Genomic DNA, 19,525 nt, shown 5'->3' on the forward strand with positions numbered 1-19,525 from the left:
GCCGATTACTTGGCGAGCTTGATCTTGGCCTGCGGCGAAACCTGCGCGGTCTGGCTGCACTTGCCATAGACAGTGCCATTCTTGTCCGTGGCGTCGGTATAGGTGCCTTTGCACTCGATCGAGAGCACCAGGCAATGACCGGAGCCCTTGCAAACCGCGCCGCCGTCGCCCGTGGGATGCGTGCCGTTGGCGAAAGCCGAGGTCGGAACGGAAGCCGAACCGAAGGCCGAGACGATGAGGGCCGCGGCGAGCGTGATGCGCTTGGAGTTGGTCATTTGAGCATTTCCTTCTCTGGATCGAGGATCGCCACCATGGCGTCCTTCTGTGTTGGGATCGCCTTCTCGGCGTCCATGCCGGTTAGTGCGGCCTCCAAAGCAAAGGTTCATGCGTGGTTCGAATTTTCTTCGCGTTTTTTCGCGACGTCGATTTTTAACCTTCGCCAACGGACGGCGCCTGGCGGGGCCGGCATCGATCATGCATTTCGCGTGAAGGGCGCTGACGTAGCAGCGCGGCATCCCATGCGAAGGTCACACGGTGGCGTGCCCAAATGGCCGGCCAAGACCTAGTCCGCCCCCGGCTCTTGTCAGGTGGCGGCAGCAGTCATTGCCGCCACTTGGCACCGCGCTTTCTGCCACTCCCGGCTGCGACTATAACGCCAGTCCAAAGGTACCGGCGGAGGAGACGGGCGTGGTCGCAAATTACATCGACGAGTTCATCATGTTCTGCGCTGGGTTGTGGATGACAGGCGTTGGTTTTGGGCTGCTCCAAAGTCCTTTTCAGGCCCAGCAAGGTCAGCAGCCATGGTGGCTGCAGGTCGCGAAGCATTTCAAATGGATGGGACCGCTTTTGATTTTGATCGCAATAGTGCTCGCGTTCGCGGCGCCGTCCTAGCGGGTTCCGACAGCATTGAGAGACCCGTGGTGTCCTGCAACTGGCAACCGCTGTGTTGTCGGCCTTGCGCCTGATACGTTCGTTGGGGTGCGCTGTGGTTGCTCGCGTTCTGGCGCATCGGCGCCATCGAATCCTGCCTTCAGCTTTTCCACATGTCGCCTGGCAAAAACCAACGGGAAGGCGGCCTTGGCGAGGACTCCAGGGCCAGCCTTCCCCGTTGGGCAAGTCGGCCGTGTCAGGCCTTCTTGGCCTCCACCTTCTTGTGGTGGTGGTGGTGGTGGTGGTGATGGTGATGGCGGTGATGCTTGTTGTGATGATGATGATGGTGGTGATGCTTCTTGTGCAGCGGTGCTGCGTCGGCGCTGCTGGCGCCGATGAGCGGCAGAGAGACAGCCAGGGCAAAAGCCAGCCCGAGAGCCGACAGGAGGGACTTCTTCATGACTTCGTTTCCTTTTCTGCGCGGGCTGAATTTGGCCGTCACCGAGCAAGATCGGTGCCGGTGAACCCCGCAGTCATGACTATCGCCTCCGAACTTTTCGACAGTTTTTCCGGACTGTAGAATTTTGTTTCTGGATTGTGTCTGGCGGCTTCGTCGGCAACTTACATCGGCGGAATGACGCCGTTGGTGCCGACAACGACCCGGCCCGCGGTCAGCTTGCCGTCACTGCCGCGCTCGGCGTTGATGAACACCACAGCGCCAGGCTTGAGGTCGGCGGGCGTCGCCGGCGCGAAGGTCACCACCGGCGTCGTCTGCGGGATCGCGATCTGCTTTTTCTGGCCATTGTCGTAGGTCAGCGTCACCGTGCGACCTGCAATCTCGGTGACATCGGCGACCGTGCCGTTGGTCATCCGGCTGTTGGGCTCGAGATCCCACGGGCGGTCGCCTTCGCCGGCGCCCTTCAGCGCGGCCGGGAAGATCACCACCTCAAGCGCGCCGCTGCCGCCATCGGCCTTCGAAACAGAGGCAATGCCGAGGAAATCGCCTTGCTTGATATCCCCGGCATCCGCCTTGGCGACGCCGGAAATCTTCCACCCTTCAGCCAGGGCGATGGCGTCGGTAGCGCCTTCGCGGGTCTTCACCGTCAGCGTCGCTCCGGCAAAGGCGGTCACCGTGCCGCGAATGCGCACGGCCTCGGCGGCTTGCGCCGCGACCATGCTCGCGCCAGCGAGGCCTGAAATCGTGGCGAGCACGATGGCTGATGTCTTGAATGTCATGGATCTGATCCTCTTGGGAAAAGCTGGCCCGATGCGGCTGCCAGCAACATCAGGCTAACGCGCGAGCGGCGCAAAACCGCTGAACACTTCGGCGTGCGGCCCTTCAAAAGAACTTGATTGGGAGATCGGGGCGGAGATCCTATATGTGCCCTGGCGCCTGCGGTTTTGACGCCGGTTCACGATGCTGTGACGGTCGGTTTGGGCCTTGGCAAATCGCCGTCAAGCGGGCATTGTCCCGGCTCTCAGGCAACACCCTATCATTTGATCCAAAACTCTTTAGCCCCATGGAGTTGCCAATGCCCCAAACTGCAAAACACGAACCCTTCTCCAGGCTGGCGGCCGACGTTGCGCTCGAGCACCCCGGCCTCAAAGCCATCCGGGAGACAAAGGGATACAGTATTGAAGAGCTTTCCCTGACCTGCGGTCTGTCGACCAGCGAGATTGCCGACATAGAGAGCGGCAAGGACACCGATCCGACGAAACTTCGCCGGATCGCCGCAGCATTGCAATTGCCGGAAACGGCCCTGATCGATGCCCCGGCGCCCACGGCGCCTGTGGAAAACCGGTCCGTTTCATAAACAACGGCCAAGCGTCGTTCAACAAGCCCGCCATGGTTTGCCCTGGCGGGCTTGTTGCATTCGCCCAACGGCGAATGTCACTTCTTGCTCGGATCGTCCGCCGGGTTGACGTAGGTGATCGCGAACGGCCCCTCGCCATGAACCTGGACGATCGTAGCGCTTGTCGTCCAGGCGTAATGGTTCATTCCCTGTGGGGCTACGCCGAAGCCGCTGGCGGTCAGTTCGATGCCCTTGGTCTCGTCGAGCTTGTCGCCCATGCCGATATGAAAATTGCCGGAAATCACCGTCACATATTCCGAGGTGGGATGGTTGTGCGCGGCAATCCTGTAGCCGGCCGGCAGCTTCAACCGCAGCACGTAGATGCCATCCTTCGAGGGGTCCCCGGCGATGACAGCCATGTCCGCGCCGGCGGGCAAGACAGCAGGAGCAGGGCCCCATTTGATGGCGCCCGCGTTTATCGGCATGTCGTCGGCAAGCAGCGGCGCCGTCCCGATAAGCAGCAGCGCCAGAGCCGAGGCGAACTTGAGCATGATGATCTCTCCGGTTGGTCGTGGGAGCACAGCATCAGCGCCGGCCCTGATCCATTGCGACCTACCAATGCAGCAGCCCGAACACATCTCCCGCACGGGGGATGCGCCTTGTGTTGCTGACATGCGGCGCGACCCGCCCGGCCTGGTACCGCTGCAGCCGTCGAGGGGCGGGGAGGTTGCCGCCGACCGAGCGTGAAGCTATCCAGTGTGAACGCTAACCGTTTTCGAATGGGACAATGCCGAGATGAGCCTTGAATCCGTGCGCGCCTTCCTGGCTGCCCATGCGCCCGATGTCGAAGTGCTCGTCACCGAAGCGAGTTCGGCGACGGTGGCGCTGGCGGCTGAGGCGCACGGCGTGGAGCCGGCGCAGATCGCAAAGACCATCTGCCTGCGCGTCGGCGGTGCGACGATGCTGATCGTGGCCGGCGGCATGTCGAGACTCGACAACCGCAAATTCAAGGACCGCTTCGGCGGCAAGCCGCGCATGCTTGACGCCGACGAGGTTGTCGCGATTACCAGCCATCCCGTCGGCGGCGTCTGCCCATTCGGCCTGCCGGCGCCGCTGCCGGTCTATTGCGACGTCTCGCTGCGCGCCTTCGATGAAGTCGTGCCCGCGGCCGGCGCCACCAACGCCGCTGTAAGGCTCAGCCCGCAGCGCATGGCACAGATTGTCGGCGCCGAATGGGTCGACGTCTGCCAAGGATGAATGTTGGTGATTTGAGAAGCAGGACCTTTGGGGGCAAGTCCTGTCTAAAAATGGTCGGAGTGGCCGGATTCGAACCGACGACCCCTTGACCCCCAGTCAAGTGCGCTACCGGGCTGCGCTACACTCCGGACCGCGCAAAGCCATATATTTTCAAGGGGTATGGTGCAAGCGCTAAAACGGCGCGCCGGGCCTGAAAGTCGCCAGCATTCGGCCTTGTCGCCGCAACGCCAAGGCGATATGGCTCGCGCAGTATCGATACGAAGGATTGCGCGTGGCAAATTCCTGTTTTTTTCTGGCGGCCGACGCCAATTATTTTCCGTATGCATGCTTGGCGGCGCGCAGAATTCTGGATGTTTCGGGAGAGGCAACACCGGGATTCATTCTGCATGTCGGCGCACGCGATGCCGATATGCGTGTTGCTGAACGCCTGCTGACGAACCGTCTTCGCATAGTGGACGTTTCGGGGCTGTTTGCGGAGGCTGGCCATACTTTCCGGCCAAGCAATGTCGGCACTTTTGTTCGGCTTTTCGCCGACCAACTGCCTCAGTTCGCGGACTATGACCGCATCGCCCATGTCGATTGTGATGTTCTGTTCAATCGAGATATCGCCGACCTGGTGGGCCAGACACTTCATGCTCCGTTGTTGGCCGCTCACGACGATTACATGTATTTCCGCCCGGGCTATCGGAACAAACTGTCGATGCAGCCGGGGGCGCCTTATTTCAACGCCGGCATCATCGTCTTCAACATGCCGCCGGTGCGTCAACAGGGACTTTTGCACCGCGCCAGAGATGTTGCCGTTGCCGGGCAAATGAACGATCAGAACGCGCTGAACATCGTCTTCGAGGGCAAGTGGCAGACGATGCATCCGAACTGGAATTTGATGTCCAACGATACGAACGAATTTCGGTTCGCCCAAGCCTATGCCCGGCATTTCGCCGGCGGCAAGCCGTGGGGGAGCCAGGTCGACGTGGAACTTGAGGCGCTTGCCGTCTGGCGCGGTCTGGCAAGGGATACGCCTTGGCTCCAGCCCTTCCGGCAGCGCATTCCCTTCGAGCGAGGCGTCATGAGGCGATTCGCTCGCAGATTCGACGGCATCATGGGGATGTTGCCTGCCAAGGATCGGTATCGGCGGCGGGCAAGGTATGATGGAAGCAAGGTGCATAGGATTTATGCCGAGCATGCCCTTGCCGGTGCGATGGCCGTGCAGTTTCCTGAAATACTCGGCGGTTTCGCTTGAGATATTCGCGACTTTGATCCGTAAGGCGCAGGGCAGGAGAATTAGACTGTGTCGCAAAAGCCATGCTTCTTTTTCGCCGCCGATCAAAGGTATTTTCCGTACACCTGCTTGGCGGCGCGCCGTGTGTTGGATTTGTCCGGCGCCGTCGACGGCTTTATTTTGCACACCGGCGTCATTCCCAGTGACGACCGGTCTGCCGGTGAGCGTTTGCTCGAGGGGAGGATCGGCATCATCGACGTAACGAAGTTCATGGAGGCGACAAACTTCAACCGCGGAACGCACCCAACCCTTGCGACCTACATCAGGCTGTTTGCCGATCAATTGCCGGAGTTCGAACCATATGACCGCATCGCCTATTCAGACGCCGATGTGCTTTTCAACCGATCGATAGCAGATCTCTGCAACACCCCGCTCAACGCTCCGCTGCTGGCCGCACACGACGAGCAGACCTATTTCGACGTAAAGTATCGACAGCATTTGCCGATGCAGCCAGGGGCGCCGAAGTTCAATGCCGGCGTGCTGGTGTTCAACATGCCGCTGGTCAGGCAGGAGGGGCTTCTGGAGCGTACCCGGCAGTTGGCCTCCGAGCAGGTTTACGGGATGGATCAAGGTGCGTTGAACGTGGCTTTCGAGGGCAGGTGGCAGACGATGCACCCGTTCTGGAACGTGATGACCAACTACACCAGCCAGATCCCTTTCAGCCGCTGTTACGCCCGCCACTTCGCCTGGGGCAAGCCCTGGGACCGTCCGCCGATCGGCGTCGAGGTCGACGCCATGGCGATCTATCGCGATCTGGCGAAAGGCACTCCCTGGGCCGGCCGTTTCAGCAGCAACTGGCCGATCAAGAGAGGCATACTGAAAAACCTCGGCCGCAAGTTCGACGCCATCAGCGGGATTTTGCTCAACGACGAGAAGCGCAAGCGACGGGCGCGGTTCGACGCCGAAAAGGTTAGCGCCATCTTTGCCGATCACGCCGACAAATCGATGCTGGCAGTGCGGTATCCCGAGCGGGTGACCGGTATCGCGAGATAGACGAAATCGTCGGTCGCAATTCGTTCTGAAGGCGAAGTCATCCGAACTCGGCGGCTTTCCCATCGGTTTAGCTTGCCGCCACCGCCCGCAACCCGCGCTGATGCCTGTATTCCAGCGCGATCGCGCCCCAGATTAGTCCGAGCAGCAGGTAGACATGGCGCCAGTGGTCGATGTCGATGAAGGTGCCGAGCCCGATATTGCCGACGAAAGCGACGTAGGCGCAGAGCAGATAGGGCTGCCACGGCCGGTCGCGCAAAAGAATGCGGAAACCGGCCGCGATCGTCCACAGCGTCAGCGACAGGAACGAGACGAAGCCGAGCCAGCCATAATCCATCAGCGTCTTCAGCCATATGTCGTGCGTGTCTTCGCCGAAAATGGTGCCGAACACCAGCGGGCCGATGCCGAGCGGATGTTCGAGCGCCATCTCGAAGCCGATCGTGTAGCGGGCAAAGCGGCCAAGGCGCGCCGTGTCGTAGCTCTGTTCGAGCTGGGCGCGGCTGGAAAACATCTCGCCGACGCCGGGCAGCTGCAGGATGACGATCATGGCGACCACCAGCAGGGTGACGGCGGCAATGCTCATGATGATGACGCGCAGCCGGAACTTGCCGCTGTTGCTTTGCAGGAACAGGGCGCCGGTGAGCAGGATGGCCGAGACGGCGAACATGCCCCAGGCGCCGCGCGAGAAGGAGAAGAAAATGCCGGCGGTGATGATCAGCAGCGGCACCGCCAGAAGCGGCATGCGCGCGATCGAGCCGGTCAACAGGAGATAGAGCAGATAGATGCCGGGCAGCACCAGGAATGGTCCGAACACGTTCGGATCCTGGAAGGCGCCCTGGGCGCGGTCGTATCTGGTGAAGATTTCAGCGCCGGGGAAAGCGTGGAAATAGCCGGCAATGCCGAGCAGCGAGGTCACCACCGCGGAGACGACATAGGCGATGAAGATCAGCCGGTAGAGGCCGGGCTGCACCGCCGTCACCGACGAGAAGAACACCGCGGTGAACGCAAGAAACAGCGAGACGGCGAGATAGAGCGGTGTGTTGGCGAGATCGGCCATCTGCGTCATGGCAATCATGCCGCCGATGTTCATCGTGATCAGCAGCACGAGCAGCGGCACGGCCGCGCGCGATATGCGCAGGCCAAACAGCCCCCACACCCCGATCAGCCCGACCATGAAAAGATCGTAAGGCGCCGGCTCGTCGATGACGAAGCCTGACAGGAAGACGCCGAAAAACACCGCGCCCGACGATATCAGCGCGATCAGCTTGGCATTGACCGCAGCCTGCGGCACATCATGGGAAATCGCGCTCAATAGGCGTTTTCCGTGTTGAGCAGCCGCAGCGGCGTCATGAGCAGGATGCGCAGATCGAACAGCATCGACCAGTTCTCGATGTAATAGAGGTCGTATTCCGTGCGCATGCGGATCTTCTCATTGGTGTCCATCTCGCCGCGCCAGCCATTGATCTGCGCCCAGCCGGTAACGCCGGGCTTGACCTTGTGGCGGGCGAAATAGCCGTCGACCACCTCATTGTAGAGAAGGTTGTGCGACTGCGCGGCAATCGCATGCGGGCGCGGGCCAACCAGTGACAGCGTGCCGAACAGCGAGTTGAAGAACTGCGGCAGCTCGTCGATCGAGCTCTTGCGGATGAAGCGGCCGACGCGGGTGACGCGCGGATCGTTCTTGGTCACCGTCTGCTTGGCGGTCGGGTCCGACCGGTCGGTATACATGGAGCGGAATTTGTAGACTTCGACGATCTCGTTGTTGAAACCGTGCCGCTTCTGCTTGAACAGCACCGGACCCTTGCTGTCGAGCTTGATGGCGATGGCCGTCGCCAGCATCACCGGTGAGAACAGGACAATGCCGATCAGCGAGAAGACGATGTCGAAGGCGCGCTTGGCGACCGAATCCCAGTCGTTGATCGGCCTGTCGAAGATATCGAGCATCGGCACCGAGCCGATGTAGGAATAGGCGCGCGGGCGAAACTGCAAAGCGTTCGAATGCGCCGAGAGCCGGATGTCGACCGGCAGCACCCAGAGCTTCTTCAGCAGCTGCAGCACGCGCGTTTCGGCAGTCAGCGGCAGCGACACGATCAGCATGTCGATGCGCGCGATGCGAGCGAATTCCATCAGCTCCGAAATGGTGCCGAGCTTGGGATAGCCGGCCACGATCGGCGGCGAGCGCTTGTCGCCGCGGTCATCGAAGATGCCGCAGATGCGGATGTCGTTGTCTGGCTGCTTCTCGACCGAGCGGATCAGCATCTCGGCCGCCTTGCCGCCGCCGACGATGACGGCGCGGCGTTCCATGCGGCCGTTGCGCGCCCAGCGCCGGATCAGCTTCGACATCACCAGCCTGAGGCCGAACAGCAGAAGCAGGCCGACGACAAACCAGGTGCCGAACAGCAGACGCGAATAATCCTCCGACATTTTCATGATGAAGGCCGTCAGCGCCATCAGCGCGAAGGTGCCGGCCCAGACCATCAGCACGCGGCCGAGATTGGAGATCGGTCGCATCAAGGCGGAGATCTGGTAGCAATCGCTGACGTCGAGCAGCACCACGGCCACGAATGACGCCGCGGCAATGGTCAGCGGATATTGCCAGGCGAGATAGTTGAAGAAGCCGACAAAGTGGAAGTAGAGCGCGAGCCCCGACAGGAACAGCAAGCCGAATTCGACGATGCGCAATACGCCGCTGACCATGACCGGCGACATCGTATCGCGCCGGTATTGCGAGGCGACCTGGCGGGCAACACTGTTCATGCCGCCGGGCGTGGGGCTCTCGGCAGGACTGTCGAATTTGCGCACCGCATCGGCCGAAAAGCGGCGCGTGGGGTCGGTCTCGTTCATCGGGTTTCCCACAAGCTTCCGCGATGACGATAGCAGAAAGAGAGCTAAAAAAACCTTGAGACAACTTGTGGTTTTGGACGGTCGTCTATCTGTTGAGCGCGGCGAAATAGGCCTTTTCGATTTCGGCGGCCATCACATCGGCGCCGAATCGCGCCCTGAGCCTGGCGGTGTCGGGCATGACGCGCCGGTATGCGTCGAGATCGCGCAGCGCTTCACCCACCTTGTCGCCGAGTTGGCGCGGATCGGGACGGATCAGGGCAGGGGATCCCTCACCGAAGATTTCGGGAATGCCGCCGACGGCCGTGGCGATCATCGGCCTGCCTGCGGCCAGCGTCTCCAGCACGATATAGGGCATGGCTTCCGCGCGCGACGGCACAACCACGAGGTCGGCCAGTGCAAAGGCCTCCCTGGCTGGCATAGGCGGCAAGAAGCGGACCTGTTTTCCGAGGCCCAGCCGTTTCACCTGCGCATGGTAGCGCGGCAGGTCGTCGCCATCGCCGACCATGACCGCGGTCAAGCGGCGCTCAAGCTGGGACCCGGCCAGCACCAGCGCGTCGATGAAAATGTCAGGCCCTTTGAGGTCGCGCATCATGCCGATGTAGAGCAGGTCGGCCGCGTCGGGCTGCGCGACCACCGGTTCGAACTCGGCGGCGCGCAGGCCGTTATAGACCAGCGTGTTCGGGATAGGCGGTTCGCCGACCTTCCTGCGATAGGTGCGCCGCTCATAGTCGGAGACGAACAGCAGGCAGTCGGTGAAGCGCGCCATGAAGCGCTCGAGCGCGAAGAACAGCTTCCCGGTCGTCGTCGTTTCATCATAGTGGAGGGAGCCGCCATGCGGCGAATAGAGGCGGGCTACGCGAGACCTAGATACCCGCAACAATGAGCCGAACAGACGGGCATAGGCGCCACCTTTGGCGCCATGTCCGTGCAACACGTCCGGCTGCAATTCCTTGATGATCCTGTAAGTGCGCCAGGCCGAGGCGAAGTCGCCCGGCCCGACATGGCGCTGCATCGGCGTGCGATGGATGCCGAGCGCCAGGCTGTCCTTCATCTGGTCGAACAGGCGTTCCTCGTATTCGCCGCCGGTGGTCGAATCGCAGACGATGCCGACAACATGTCCGGCGGCGAGCTGGGCCTCCGTCAGGTCGCGCACATGCCGGAAGATCCCGCCGACGGGTGAGCGAAAGCAGTGGACGATCCTGAGCTGGTCCGCCACGTTGATGTCAGAACAGGCGTTCGCGAACGTAGACCGTGTCGCCCGGCAGCAGCGGATCGGAGGTAACCACCCGGCCTGTCATCACCTTGCCGTTGATGTCGCGGGTGATGTCGACGCTTTCCTGGTTGGCGCGCGGCGAGAAACCGCCGGCAATCGCGATGGCCTTCTGCACGGTGAGGCCCGGCACGTAGGAATACTGGCCGGCGGCGCCCACTTCGCCCATGACGAAGATCGGCCGGTAGCGATCGATCTCGACCGACACGTCGGGGTCGCGCAGATAGCCTTGGCGCAGTTTGTCGGCGAGCGCTTTTTCCAGCTGCTGGGCCGTGTGGCCGCGCGCCGGCACCGCGCCGACCAGCGGGAAGGACATGTAGCCGGACTGATCGACACTGTAGGTGTTGGTCAGACCGTCCTGTTCGAACACGGTGACGCGGACACGGTCGCCGGCGCCGAGCCGATAGGGCTGGTCGAGTACCTCGTGGAAGGCCGCCGGCGTCGGCCGGTAGCTGGAGCAGCCGGCGAGGATCGACACGGCCAGCAGAGCGCGAAACAGACCAGCAGCGCTTTTCATGATCGGACACACACCTTCGTCGCTATGGCCGCCAGGACACGGCGGCAAACCTTAAGGATCTGGGTTCGTTATCATCCTGTTAGGGTTAATGGCCGGTAAAGGGACGCGGCCGATTTGGCGGCAATCGACAAAAAGCCGTATAGTTTTGCTGGCTTTGTTTACCGGATGTCAGCAAACCCTAACAGCTGCTTACCGCGATCTTAACGGCTGAGTTACCATAGTTGTTTACGCTACCATCTAGCCTCATGTTCCGGAGCAGGAATGCATGTCCGACCAGTCCGCGGCCGCAGATGTCGATGTCGACCTGAGACAGCTCTTCGCCAGCCTGGCGCGGAACTGGCTGCGCATTCTTGTGATCACGCTTCTCGTCACTGGTCTCGCCTTCGCCTTCGCGTGGCTTGCCACGCCGCATTACAAGGCGACGACGCAGCTGAAAATCCAGTTGAGCGAATCGGCCTATACGCGGCCTGCCGGTACCAATGAAGACGACAAACCTGTGCTCGATGCGGAAGGTGTAGCAACCGAGGTTCAGGTCATTTCCTCGTCCGACATTCTCAATAAGGTGGCTGGCAATCTGCATCTGGGCGACAAGCCCGAGTTCAACGATGCGCTCGGCATGTCGCCGGCAGCCCGACTTCTTGTCATTGCCGGACTGAAAAGTGATCCGGAAGAAATTCCGCTCGAAGAGCGCGTGCTGACGAAGATGCGCGACAAGCTCAATGTTTATGGCGTGGAAAAGACCCGCGTCATCGCCGTCGAATTTTCCTCGGAAGATCCCCAGCTTGCCGCTGACATTCCGAACGCCATCGCCAAGGCCTACCTGGCCTATCAGGCGGACGCCAAGACCACGTCGAACGCCGCCGCGACCGCCTTCCTCGGGCCGGAGATCGAGGAGCTGCAGAAGCAGGTCAGGGATGCAGAGGCCAAGGTCGCGGCCTTCCGCTCCGCTCAGTCGGACCTGTTGATGGCTGGCAACAATTCGGTGCTGGCGACACAGCAATTGTCCGAGCTGTCGAGCGAGCTGTCGCGTGTGCGCGCCAGCCGCGCTTCGGCCGAGGCAACGGCCGAAAGGGTGCGCCAGGCTTTGCAGAATGGCGGTTCGCTGGACGCTGTACCCGAAGTGCTGTCGTCCGATCTGATCCAGCGGCTGCGTGAGCGTCAGATCGAGCTCAGGACCAACATTGCCGATCTTTCCACCACTTTGCTCGACAACCATCCGCGCCTGCGGGCGATGAGGTCGCAGCTTGCCGATCTCGACGGCCAGATCCGCAACGAAGCGCAAAAAATCATGCGCGGGTTGCTGACGCAGGCGCAGACCGCCCAGGCGCGCGAAAACCAGCTGATATCGGACGTCAACAAGCTGAAAGCGGCGTCGTCGCGGGCCGGCGAGGAGCAGGTCCAGCTGGATGCGCTGCAGCGCGAGGCGAACGTCCGGCGCCAGCAGCTTGAATCCTATATGGCGAGCTTTCGCGAAGTGTCCTCGCGCAAGAATTACCTGCCGGTCGATGCCAGCGTGTTTTCCGAGGCGCGCGTGCCGTCGGAACCCTATTTCCCCAAGCTCGTGCCGATCGTCGGCGCCGCCTTAGTCGGCTCGCTGCTGCTGATGTCGGTCATCACGCTGCTGCAGGAGCTGTTTTCCGGCCGCGCCATGCGCCCGGCGCCCGGCGCCCGCTTGGACCGCATCGAACAGGTTGCGATGCCGGCAATGTCGGCGCCGGTCGTCGACCCGGAACCGGCCGCAGTCGTGGCCGAGGAGGTGGTCGATCAGCGGACGGCCATGGAGTCTGAACTGGCGCCCGAGCCGGAGCAGGAGCCGGCTCCTTCAGTGCTGGAAGGAGCAGCGGCTGCCGATCCAGAACCGCAAGCCGAACCTGAACCTGTCCGCTCCAGCCTTGGCGAGATCGATGTCGAGAAGGCGGCGGAGAAGCTGATCGCCAGCGGTGCTGCGCGCGCCATCTTCGTCTCGCCCGAAGGCGATGAGGCCGCGGCCTCGGCAGTGCTGGTAGCGCGCGAAGTCTCCGACGCCGGCCTGCGCGTGCTGCTGCTCGATCTGACCGCATCGGGCGCGGCGTCGCGGCCGATGCTGGACAGCGGACTTTTCCCCGGCATCACCAATCTGCTGGCTTCGGAAGCGCAGTTCAGCGACGTCATCCACGCCGACCTCTATTCGGACTGCCACGTCGTTCCCGTCGGCACCGCCGATCCGGTGCGCGCCATGCGCGCCGCCGACCGGCTGCCGATCATCATGCAGTCGCTGACCACCGCCTATGATCTGGTCATCGTCGAATGCGGACCGGCCGATGCGCAAGGCATCAGCCGACTGGTCGGCGACAGCACCGAGGTCTTCATGTCCATGCTGCAGGCGGACGATGAGGTGGCGCAGGCCGCCGTCGAGCTGATCGAAAGCGGCTATCCCGACCTCACTCTGGTGACGCCGATCGGCCACGAGACGCCGGGTAACCCCGTGCCGGGACGACGTAGCGCCGCCTGAGACATCAGACAATTCGACTTAGGCGGCGCTACTACGGATCGGCTCGTCCATCGCCCGCCGGCTCCCGAAAAACCAAGCCTGTCAGCCGGCGCCGGGATCTACCCCAACTCCAGGGTCGTCACGCCAAATATTCGGCGCGAGTCGACCTTCGGAGGCGGGCCCTTGTACATGCGCGTTGTGGTGAAGGTCGGCCTGAAACCAATTGCTGAAAGCGCCGTGGTGAAATCGAAATTTTCGGCAGGAACGTCGATATGCAGGTCGCCACCTTCGCATGCGGCAGCCAGACTGCCCATGAGCTGCATCGCCGTCTCGGTGTCGTCGGCAAACAGCGGGCCGATCTTGTAACCCGAACGGCAGGGACGAGCCACGGCGTAGCCTATGGTGCCGAGTGAACTGATCGCGGCGAACCCGCAATGCGGCGGCTGCGCCCAGCGGTGCAGGAAGGCTCGTCGAGGCGCGGGGAAACAGCGGGCGTCATAGGCGATGATGTCGGGCACGAGTTGCGTGGTTATCATGCGCACCCCTTCGCTTCGGACGGGCGGGGTCGCGATACGGCCGCTGAAGCGGATGGTTTCGTATGCCGAGTTAAAACCAGTGCGGCGATAATTCGCCAGCTGCGCGGCGACGCCGTCGAGGCCGACCGTTCGGCCGGCCAGCCTGGCCATGCCCGCATTCCAGACTGCTTTGCCATGGCCTTTGCCGCGCATGTCTGGTCGGCAGATGTAGAGACCGATGAAACCGAAGTTGCCGCCATAGGCGACAGCCGAGATGGCGGCGGTCATCTCGTTGTCGACAAAAGCGCCGATGAACCCTTCAGGATCGGTTGGCCGGAACGCGGCGGCATCATCAAGGCCAGGGTTCCAGCCTTCAGCCGCCGCCCAGTCGATGAGAACGGTCAGTTCCGGCGGAGACAATGCGCGGACGGTAGGCTTCATAGCGTTCACTCCGCGGCGATCACCCCCGGCGAGAAGGATTTCAGCACGCCGCGATAGGGCTTGGCCAGCGGACTGGCATAGGCGCCGCGCTTCGAGGTCGACAGGCCCAATGCGATCAGCGCCTCGGCCTGTTTGAGGGCGGCGCCGACGCCGTCGATGACGGGCAGGTCGAACTCTTGCTGCAACCGGTGTGCCAGGTCGGCCATGCCGGCGCAGCCGAGCACGATGGCCTCGGCGCGGTCTTCCGCTATGGCGCGGGCGATCTCGGCGCGCAGTTTCTCGACAGCGCCGGAAGCAGCGTCTTCAAGCGAGAGTACGGGAATGTCGGCGGCGCGCACGCGGGCACGCCCGGCCATGCCGTAGCGCTGCACCAGCCCCTCGACAGGGACACGCGAGCGTTCGGTGGTCGTCACCACTGTGAAGCGCTGGGCAATGTAGGAGGCGACACTGAGTGCGGCCTCGCAGATGCCGATGACCGGAATGGAGGCCATGGCGCGTGCCGCATCCAGGCCGGTATCGTCGAAGCAGGTGATGATGGCGGCCTGAGCCCCCGCACGTTCGCCGGCGGCGATCTCCATCAAAAGGCCGGGCACGGCCAATGCCTCGTCATAATAGCCCTCGATCGAGGCAGGACCCATCGAGGAGGTGACCGCGATCACCTCGGTCCCGGCGCCGGCAACGGCGCGCGCCGCCGCCGCGATCGTCTCGGTCATGCTCGCCGTCGTGTTGGGGTTCACCACCAGTATCTGCACGATCAAACCCTGGCCCGCTTGCGGCCGACATAGAGGATGGCGCCCAGTGTGGCCAGGATCACCAGGAAGGAGAACACGGTGGTCACCGTGCCCAGTGCGTAGAGCACCGGCGTCGTGACATTGGTGGTCATGCCGTAGATCTCGAGCGGCAGCGTGTTGAAGGTGCCCGACGTCATCAGCGTGCGGGCGAACTCATCATAGGATAGCGTGAAGCCGAACAGGCCGACGCCGATCAGGCTCGGCGTGATCATCGGCAGCACGACATGGGCGAAGGTCTGCCAGGACGAGGCACCAAGGTCGCGCGCGGCTTCCTCGTAAGCCGGCGAAAACCGGTTGAAGACGGCGAACATGATGAGCACGCCGAAGGGCAAGGTCCAGGTCAGGTGCGCGCCGAAGGCTGACGTATACCAGGCCGGGCGGAAGCCGACCTGCTGGAAGACGACGCCGATGCCCAATGAAATGATGATCGAGGGCACGACGAGGCTGGCGACCGCCAGGTAGAACAAAGCGGTGGCGCCGCGAAACTTCTGGCGGAAGGCGAGGCCAGCGAGCAACGACACCACCACGGTGACGATCATCACCATCAGGCCGAGCACGAGCGAGCGCTTGAAGCTGCCGCCGAAATCGCCGACCGCCTGGCGTTCGAACAGATTGGCGAACCAGTGCAGCGACACGCCGTTGAGCGGGAAGGTGAGGCCGCCGGTCTCACCCTGGAAAGAGAGGATCAGGATCGCCGACAGCGGGCCATAGAGGAACAGCACGAACAGGGTGAAGAAGACGGCCAGCACGTAGAATCCGGCGGTGCGTTTTTCGTGGCTCACCTCAGAGCTCCTTGCGGATGTCGACGATGCGCAGGATGCCGGCGACCATCAAGAGCACCAGCACCAGCAGCACCACTGCGTTGGCGGCCGCAGCCGGATATTGCAGCAGCGACATCTGGTTCTTCATCATCAGTGCGACCGACGCGCTCTGGCCGCCCGACATCACCTGCACGGTGGAGAAATCGGCCATCACCAGCGTGACGACGAAGATGGTGCCGATCGCCATGCCGGGCTTGGCCAGCGGGATGACGACGTTCCACAAGACCTGCCAGCCGGACGCGCCGGCATCGCGCGCGGCCTCGACCAGCGAGCGGTCGATGCGCATCAGCGTGTTGAAGATCGGCGTTACCATGAACAGCGTGTAGAGATGCACCATGGCCAGCACCACGGCGAATTCCGAATAGAGCAGCCATTCGATGGGTTTTGGCACCAGCCCCAATTGCACCAGCGTCGAGTTGATCAACCCGTTACGGCCAAGCACCGGGATCCACGAGATCATGCGGATGATGTTGGAGGTCAGGAACGGCACCGTGCAGACAAGGAACAGCACCATCTGCATGGCGGTGGTGCGGATATGGAAGGCGAGGAAATAGGCGACCCAGAAGCCGATGAACAAGGTCAGAGCCCAGACGATGGCAGCGAATTTGATGGTGTTGAGATAGGTCTTCCAGGTGACCCATGATCCCAGCACGTCGGAATAGTTCGTCGTCAGGAAATCCGGATACATGGCGGCGAAGTCATAATCCCAGAAGGAGACGACGACGATCATGATGATCGGCAAGAGCAGGAACGCACCGAGGATGAGCGCCAGCGGCGCCGATTGGAGGTAGGGCGTGACGGCACTGATGGAGAAGCGCCGGCGTCTGGCGGGCTTGGCTGCTGCGATGGCGGGGCGTTCGAGCGCGACTGTCATTGGGAAAATCCTCCGCGTGATCGCGATGACTTGCGATCCTTCGCGCCCCCCTCTGTCCTGCCGGACATCTCCCCTACGAGGGGGGAGATCGAACTCTCATAACGGCCTTCGCCAAACTCCAACGTTGCTAACGAAGAGCCGGCCATGACGCTGCCAATCTCCCCCCAAGTGGGGGAGATGTCCGGCAGGACAGAGGGGGGCGCGAAGGATCGCAACATCACAGTGAACGCGTCCGCTCTACGCCGCGATGAACTCGTTCCAGCGCTTCACCATGTAGCGGTCCTCGCCCATGACCGAGTTCCAGCAGGCGACTTTGCCCATACGCTCTTCGAACGAGCCGCCGTCGCGCACGGCGCCGGCCTTTTCCATGACGGTGCCGTCCGGCGCCTTGATCTCGCCCTTGGCCGGCTTGCCTTCGATCCAGTAGCCCCATTCGTCCTCGGACATGAACTTCTTGGCCGAGACCATATTGGCGGAATAGTAGCCCTGGCGGTTGAGATAGCCGCCGACCCAGCCCGACGTATACCAGTTGATGTATTCGTAGGCGGCGTCGAGCTCGGCGCCCTTGAGATGGGCGGCAAGGCCAAGGCCGCCGCCCCATGACCGGTAGCCTTCCTTGAGCGGCTGGAAGCGGCAGGCGATGCCCTTGGAGCGGACGGCGGCGACGGCCGGCGACCACATCGACTGGATGACCACTTCGCCCGATGCCATCAGATTGACGCTCTCGTCGAACGACTTCCAGAAGGCGCGGAACTGGCCGGCCTGCTTGGCCTTGATGAGGAAGTCGATCGTCTTGTCGATCTCTTCCTTGGTCATGTTGCCCTTGTCGGCATATTTGATGCTGCCTGTGGCCTCCATGATCATGGCCGCATCCATGATGCCGATGGACGGGATGTTAAGGATCGCGGTCTTGCCCTTGAAGGCCGGGTCCATGATGTCGGCCCAGGTGGTGATGTCGCGGCCGACGAGGTCGGGCCGGATGCCTAGCGTATCGGCGTTGTAGATCGTCGGCACCATGGTGAACCACTTGGTCGGCGCCTTGGCGAAGGTCTTTGAGTCCTGCGCTTCGACATAGCCGACCGTGTGCGGCGCGGTGCCCTGGGCAATGATGCTGTCGGGCGTCAGCTTGCCGGTTTTGAACAACGGCACCAGCTCGTCGTAGTATTTCAGCTTACTGACATCCATCGGCTGCAGCACGCCGCTCGGGAACACCTTCTTGCAGATCCAGTATTCGATGTCGGCGATGTCATAGCTGTCGGGCTGGGTCACGGCGCGCTGGGCGGCCGCGTCCGAATCGGTCGCCGTCATTTCCAGCGTGATGCCGAGGTCGGCCTTGCACTTGTCGGCGATCGCGTTCAGGTTCGACACGCCGGTGCCGAACTGGCGCAGCGTGATGTTGGACTGCGCCCAGATGGTCGGGAAGCCTGTAATGGCGCCCGAGCCTGCGGCGAGGCCGACGGCGGCCGCACCTGTCTTGAGCAACGAACGTCGCGAAATTCCGGTCTTTGTTTCTACTGTTTTTGTCATTCCTATTCCCCTGTTTTGTTTTGCTTCGTTGAATTCATGAATGAAGGCGGCCGAGGACGATGGCGTCCTCGGAATCCCAGGCGAGCGGTACGGCGTCGCCAAGGGCGACGGGTTTGGCGAAGAAGTCGGAATCGTCGATGATAACGGTGAAATCGTCGATGCCGCCGCCGGTGACCGACAGCTTCACCGTGGCGCCGCGATATTCGATGTTGGAGACGATGCCGGTGAAGCCGAGGCCGGGAGAGGGTGCTTCGCCGATGCGCACATGGTCGGTGCGGATGGCGATGTCGATCGGCGTGCCCACCTCCTGGCCCGCCTCCCGGCCTTGCCCGCGGGCGGCGAGCGAGGCGCCACCATTGACGTCGAAGACGACCATGCCGTCGCGCGCGCCGGTAACCCGGCCGGAGATGACATTGTGGTCACCCATGAAGCGCGCGACGAAGGCGGTGGCCGGCCTTTCGAACACATCTCGCGGCGGCGCCGCCTGTTCGATGCGGCCGTCATTCATCACCACGATCAGGTCCGCCAAGGCCATGGCCTCTTCCTGGCTGTGGGTGACGTGGACGAAAGTGATGCCAAGCGAGGTCTGCAATTTCTTCAGCTCGGCGCGCATGCGTATCTTCAGGAACGGGTCGAGTGCCGACAGCGGCTCGTCGAGCAGCAGCGCCTCGGGATCGGTGATCAGAGCGCGGGCGAGTGCAACACGCTGCTGCTGGCCGCCGGAAAGCTGCGCCGGCCGGCGCGTCGCATAGGCCTCCATCTGCATCAGCTTGAGCATGTCGAGCGCCTTGGCACGGCGCTGCTCCTTGTCGACGCCCTTCATCTTCAGGCTGAAGGCGACATTGTCGACAAGGTCGAGATGCGGAAACAGCGCATAGGACTGGAACATCATCGCCGTGCCACGCTTTGCCGGCGGCAAGTCGGTGACGACGATGTTGCCGAGGCGGACATCGCCCGACGAAATGCTTTCGTGGCCGGCGATCATGCGCAGCGTCGAGGTCTTGCCGCAGCCGGAGGGGCCAAGCAGGCAGCAATAGGTGCCTGCCGGTATCTTCAGGCTGATGGCCTCGACGGCAGTCGTCGTTCCGTACACTTTCGAAACGGAGACGATGTCGATCTCGGCGGCTTTGGACATTCAGGCTTCCCCGTTTGGTCGCGTCAACCAATGCATTATGCGTGCCAATCGGCGAGATTCGGCCAAGCGTTTGAATCATCAGCAAAATCGGAATTCGTGCCCACTGCCTAGCCGGTGGGCTATCTTGTGCA

The 19,525-nt window shown here is 62.4% G+C and carries 20 protein-coding genes and 1 tRNA gene; 6 read left to right on the forward strand and 15 right to left on the reverse strand.

The annotated features are described in order from the left end of the window. Positions 1 to 5 precede the first annotated feature (5 nt). A complete protein-coding gene (locus tag AC3EMP_RS17595; protein WP_352712382.1) occupies positions 6 to 275 on the reverse strand; it encodes a hypothetical protein in 270 nt (89 codons plus the stop codon). Between the two features lie 412 nt (positions 276 to 687). Between AC3EMP_RS17595 and AC3EMP_RS17600 the strand changes: the two genes are divergently transcribed. After that, positions 688 to 891, forward strand: coding sequence for a hypothetical protein (locus AC3EMP_RS17600; RefSeq protein ID WP_023697438.1), 204 nt, complete (start codon positions 688 to 690; stop codon positions 889 to 891). Positions 892 to 1,126: 235 nt separating this feature from the next. Here AC3EMP_RS17600 and AC3EMP_RS17605 read toward each other — a convergent pair whose 3' ends face one another. After that, a complete protein-coding gene (locus AC3EMP_RS17605) occupies positions 1,127 to 1,330 on the reverse strand; it encodes a hypothetical protein (RefSeq protein WP_081731016.1) in 204 nt (67 codons plus the stop codon). Positions 1,331 to 1,491: 161 nt separating this feature from the next. Then, positions 1,492 to 2,106 (reverse strand): hypothetical protein, encoded by a 615-nt coding sequence (locus tag AC3EMP_RS17610; RefSeq protein ID WP_023815655.1) that lies wholly within the window; start codon positions 2,104 to 2,106, stop codon positions 1,492 to 1,494. 296 nt (positions 2,107 to 2,402) lie between these two features. Here AC3EMP_RS17610 and AC3EMP_RS17615 point away from each other — a divergent pair, with 296 nt between their 5' ends. Continuing rightward, entirely contained in the window at positions 2,403 to 2,684 is a 282-nt protein-coding gene (locus AC3EMP_RS17615; RefSeq protein ID WP_023689492.1) for a helix-turn-helix domain-containing protein, read from the forward strand. Between the two features lie 77 nt (positions 2,685 to 2,761). On the opposite strand, the gene AC3EMP_RS17620 is transcribed toward AC3EMP_RS17615, so the two are convergent. Then, a complete protein-coding gene (locus AC3EMP_RS17620; protein WP_023815654.1) occupies positions 2,762 to 3,214 on the reverse strand; it encodes a cupin domain-containing protein in 453 nt (150 codons plus the stop codon). 244 nt (positions 3,215 to 3,458) lie between these two features. On the opposite strand from AC3EMP_RS17620, the gene AC3EMP_RS17625 reads away from it, so the two are divergent. Beyond that, positions 3,459 to 3,920 (forward strand): YbaK/EbsC family protein, encoded by a 462-nt coding sequence (locus AC3EMP_RS17625; protein ID WP_023815653.1) that lies wholly within the window; start codon positions 3,459 to 3,461, stop codon positions 3,918 to 3,920. 51 nt (positions 3,921 to 3,971) lie between these two features. On the opposite strand, the gene AC3EMP_RS17630 is transcribed toward AC3EMP_RS17625, so the two are convergent. Next, positions 3,972 to 4,048 (reverse strand) — tRNA-Pro (locus AC3EMP_RS17630). Positions 4,049 to 4,191: 143 nt separating this feature from the next. On the opposite strand from AC3EMP_RS17630, the gene AC3EMP_RS17635 reads away from it, so the two are divergent. Further along, the gene (locus AC3EMP_RS17635; protein ID WP_352712385.1) at positions 4,192 to 5,160 is read left to right on the forward strand and encodes a glycosyltransferase family 8 protein; all 969 of its coding nucleotides are present in this window, start codon (positions 4,192 to 4,194) and stop codon (positions 5,158 to 5,160) included. 48 nt (positions 5,161 to 5,208) lie between these two features. Then, positions 5,209 to 6,192 carry a glycosyltransferase family 8 protein gene (locus tag AC3EMP_RS17640; RefSeq protein ID WP_352712386.1) on the forward strand — a complete coding sequence of 328 codons (984 nt, stop codon included), beginning with the start codon at positions 5,209 to 5,211 and terminating at the stop codon, positions 6,190 to 6,192. 67 nt (positions 6,193 to 6,259) lie between these two features. Here AC3EMP_RS17640 and AC3EMP_RS17645 read toward each other — a convergent pair whose 3' ends face one another. From AC3EMP_RS17645 to AC3EMP_RS17660, 4 genes are all read right to left on the reverse strand, one after another. Next, positions 6,260 to 7,501 carry an O-antigen ligase family protein gene (locus AC3EMP_RS17645; RefSeq protein ID WP_352712388.1) on the reverse strand — a complete coding sequence of 414 codons (1,242 nt, stop codon included), beginning with the start codon at positions 7,499 to 7,501 and terminating at the stop codon, positions 6,260 to 6,262. Next, positions 7,498 to 9,033: an undecaprenyl-phosphate glucose phosphotransferase gene (locus AC3EMP_RS17650; RefSeq protein WP_023711534.1), complete on the reverse strand. Its 1,536-nt coding sequence runs from the start codon at positions 9,031 to 9,033 to the stop codon at positions 7,498 to 7,500. Before AC3EMP_RS17650 ends, AC3EMP_RS17645 begins: the two co-directional genes overlap by 4 nt. An 85-nt stretch (positions 9,034 to 9,118) precedes the next feature. Further along, positions 9,119 to 10,249, reverse strand: a complete 1,131-nt coding sequence (locus tag AC3EMP_RS17655) for a glycosyltransferase (protein ID WP_023823256.1) — start codon at positions 10,247 to 10,249, stop codon at positions 9,119 to 9,121. A gap of 7 nt (positions 10,250 to 10,256) precedes the next feature. Continuing rightward, positions 10,257 to 10,820, reverse strand: coding sequence for a polysaccharide biosynthesis/export family protein (locus AC3EMP_RS17660; protein WP_023682330.1), 564 nt, complete (start codon positions 10,818 to 10,820; stop codon positions 10,257 to 10,259). 265 nt (positions 10,821 to 11,085) lie between these two features. Here AC3EMP_RS17660 and AC3EMP_RS17665 point away from each other — a divergent pair, with 265 nt between their 5' ends. Next, the gene (locus AC3EMP_RS17665; protein WP_023823255.1) at positions 11,086 to 13,311 is read left to right on the forward strand and encodes a GumC family protein; all 2,226 of its coding nucleotides are present in this window, start codon (positions 11,086 to 11,088) and stop codon (positions 13,309 to 13,311) included. A gap of 98 nt (positions 13,312 to 13,409) precedes the next feature. Here the strand turns inward: AC3EMP_RS17665 and AC3EMP_RS17670 are convergent, their stop codons facing one another. The 6 genes from AC3EMP_RS17670 to AC3EMP_RS17695 all read right to left on the reverse strand — a co-directional run bounded on the left by AC3EMP_RS17670 (position 13,410) and on the right by AC3EMP_RS17695 (position 19,394). Further along, positions 13,410 to 14,246 (reverse strand): GNAT family N-acetyltransferase, encoded by an 837-nt coding sequence (locus tag AC3EMP_RS17670; RefSeq protein WP_023823254.1) that lies wholly within the window; start codon positions 14,244 to 14,246, stop codon positions 13,410 to 13,412. Positions 14,247 to 14,251: 5 nt separating this feature from the next. Beyond that, the gene (locus AC3EMP_RS17675; RefSeq protein ID WP_352712391.1) at positions 14,252 to 14,998 is read right to left on the reverse strand and encodes an aspartate/glutamate racemase family protein; all 747 of its coding nucleotides are present in this window, start codon (positions 14,996 to 14,998) and stop codon (positions 14,252 to 14,254) included. Positions 14,999 to 15,000: 2 nt separating this feature from the next. Further along, on the reverse strand, positions 15,001 to 15,819 hold the full coding sequence (locus tag AC3EMP_RS17680; protein WP_023823252.1) for an ABC transporter permease: 819 nt from the start codon (positions 15,817 to 15,819) through the stop codon (positions 15,001 to 15,003). 1 nt (position 15,820) lies between these two features. Next, positions 15,821 to 16,732 carry an ABC transporter permease gene (locus tag AC3EMP_RS17685; protein ID WP_023823251.1) on the reverse strand — a complete coding sequence of 304 codons (912 nt, stop codon included), beginning with the start codon at positions 16,730 to 16,732 and terminating at the stop codon, positions 15,821 to 15,823. Positions 16,733 to 16,969: 237 nt separating this feature from the next. Further along, complete coding sequence (locus AC3EMP_RS17690) at positions 16,970 to 18,259, reverse strand: ABC transporter substrate-binding protein (RefSeq protein WP_352712393.1); 1,290 nt, start codon at positions 18,257 to 18,259, stop codon at positions 16,970 to 16,972. A 34-nt stretch (positions 18,260 to 18,293) separates the two neighbouring features. Further along, entirely contained in the window at positions 18,294 to 19,394 is a 1,101-nt protein-coding gene (locus tag AC3EMP_RS17695) for an ABC transporter ATP-binding protein (protein ID WP_023689478.1), read from the reverse strand. Between the last annotated feature and the right edge of the window lie 131 nt (positions 19,395 to 19,525).

This window comes from Mesorhizobium sp. P160219 (genome assembly GCF_057786095.1).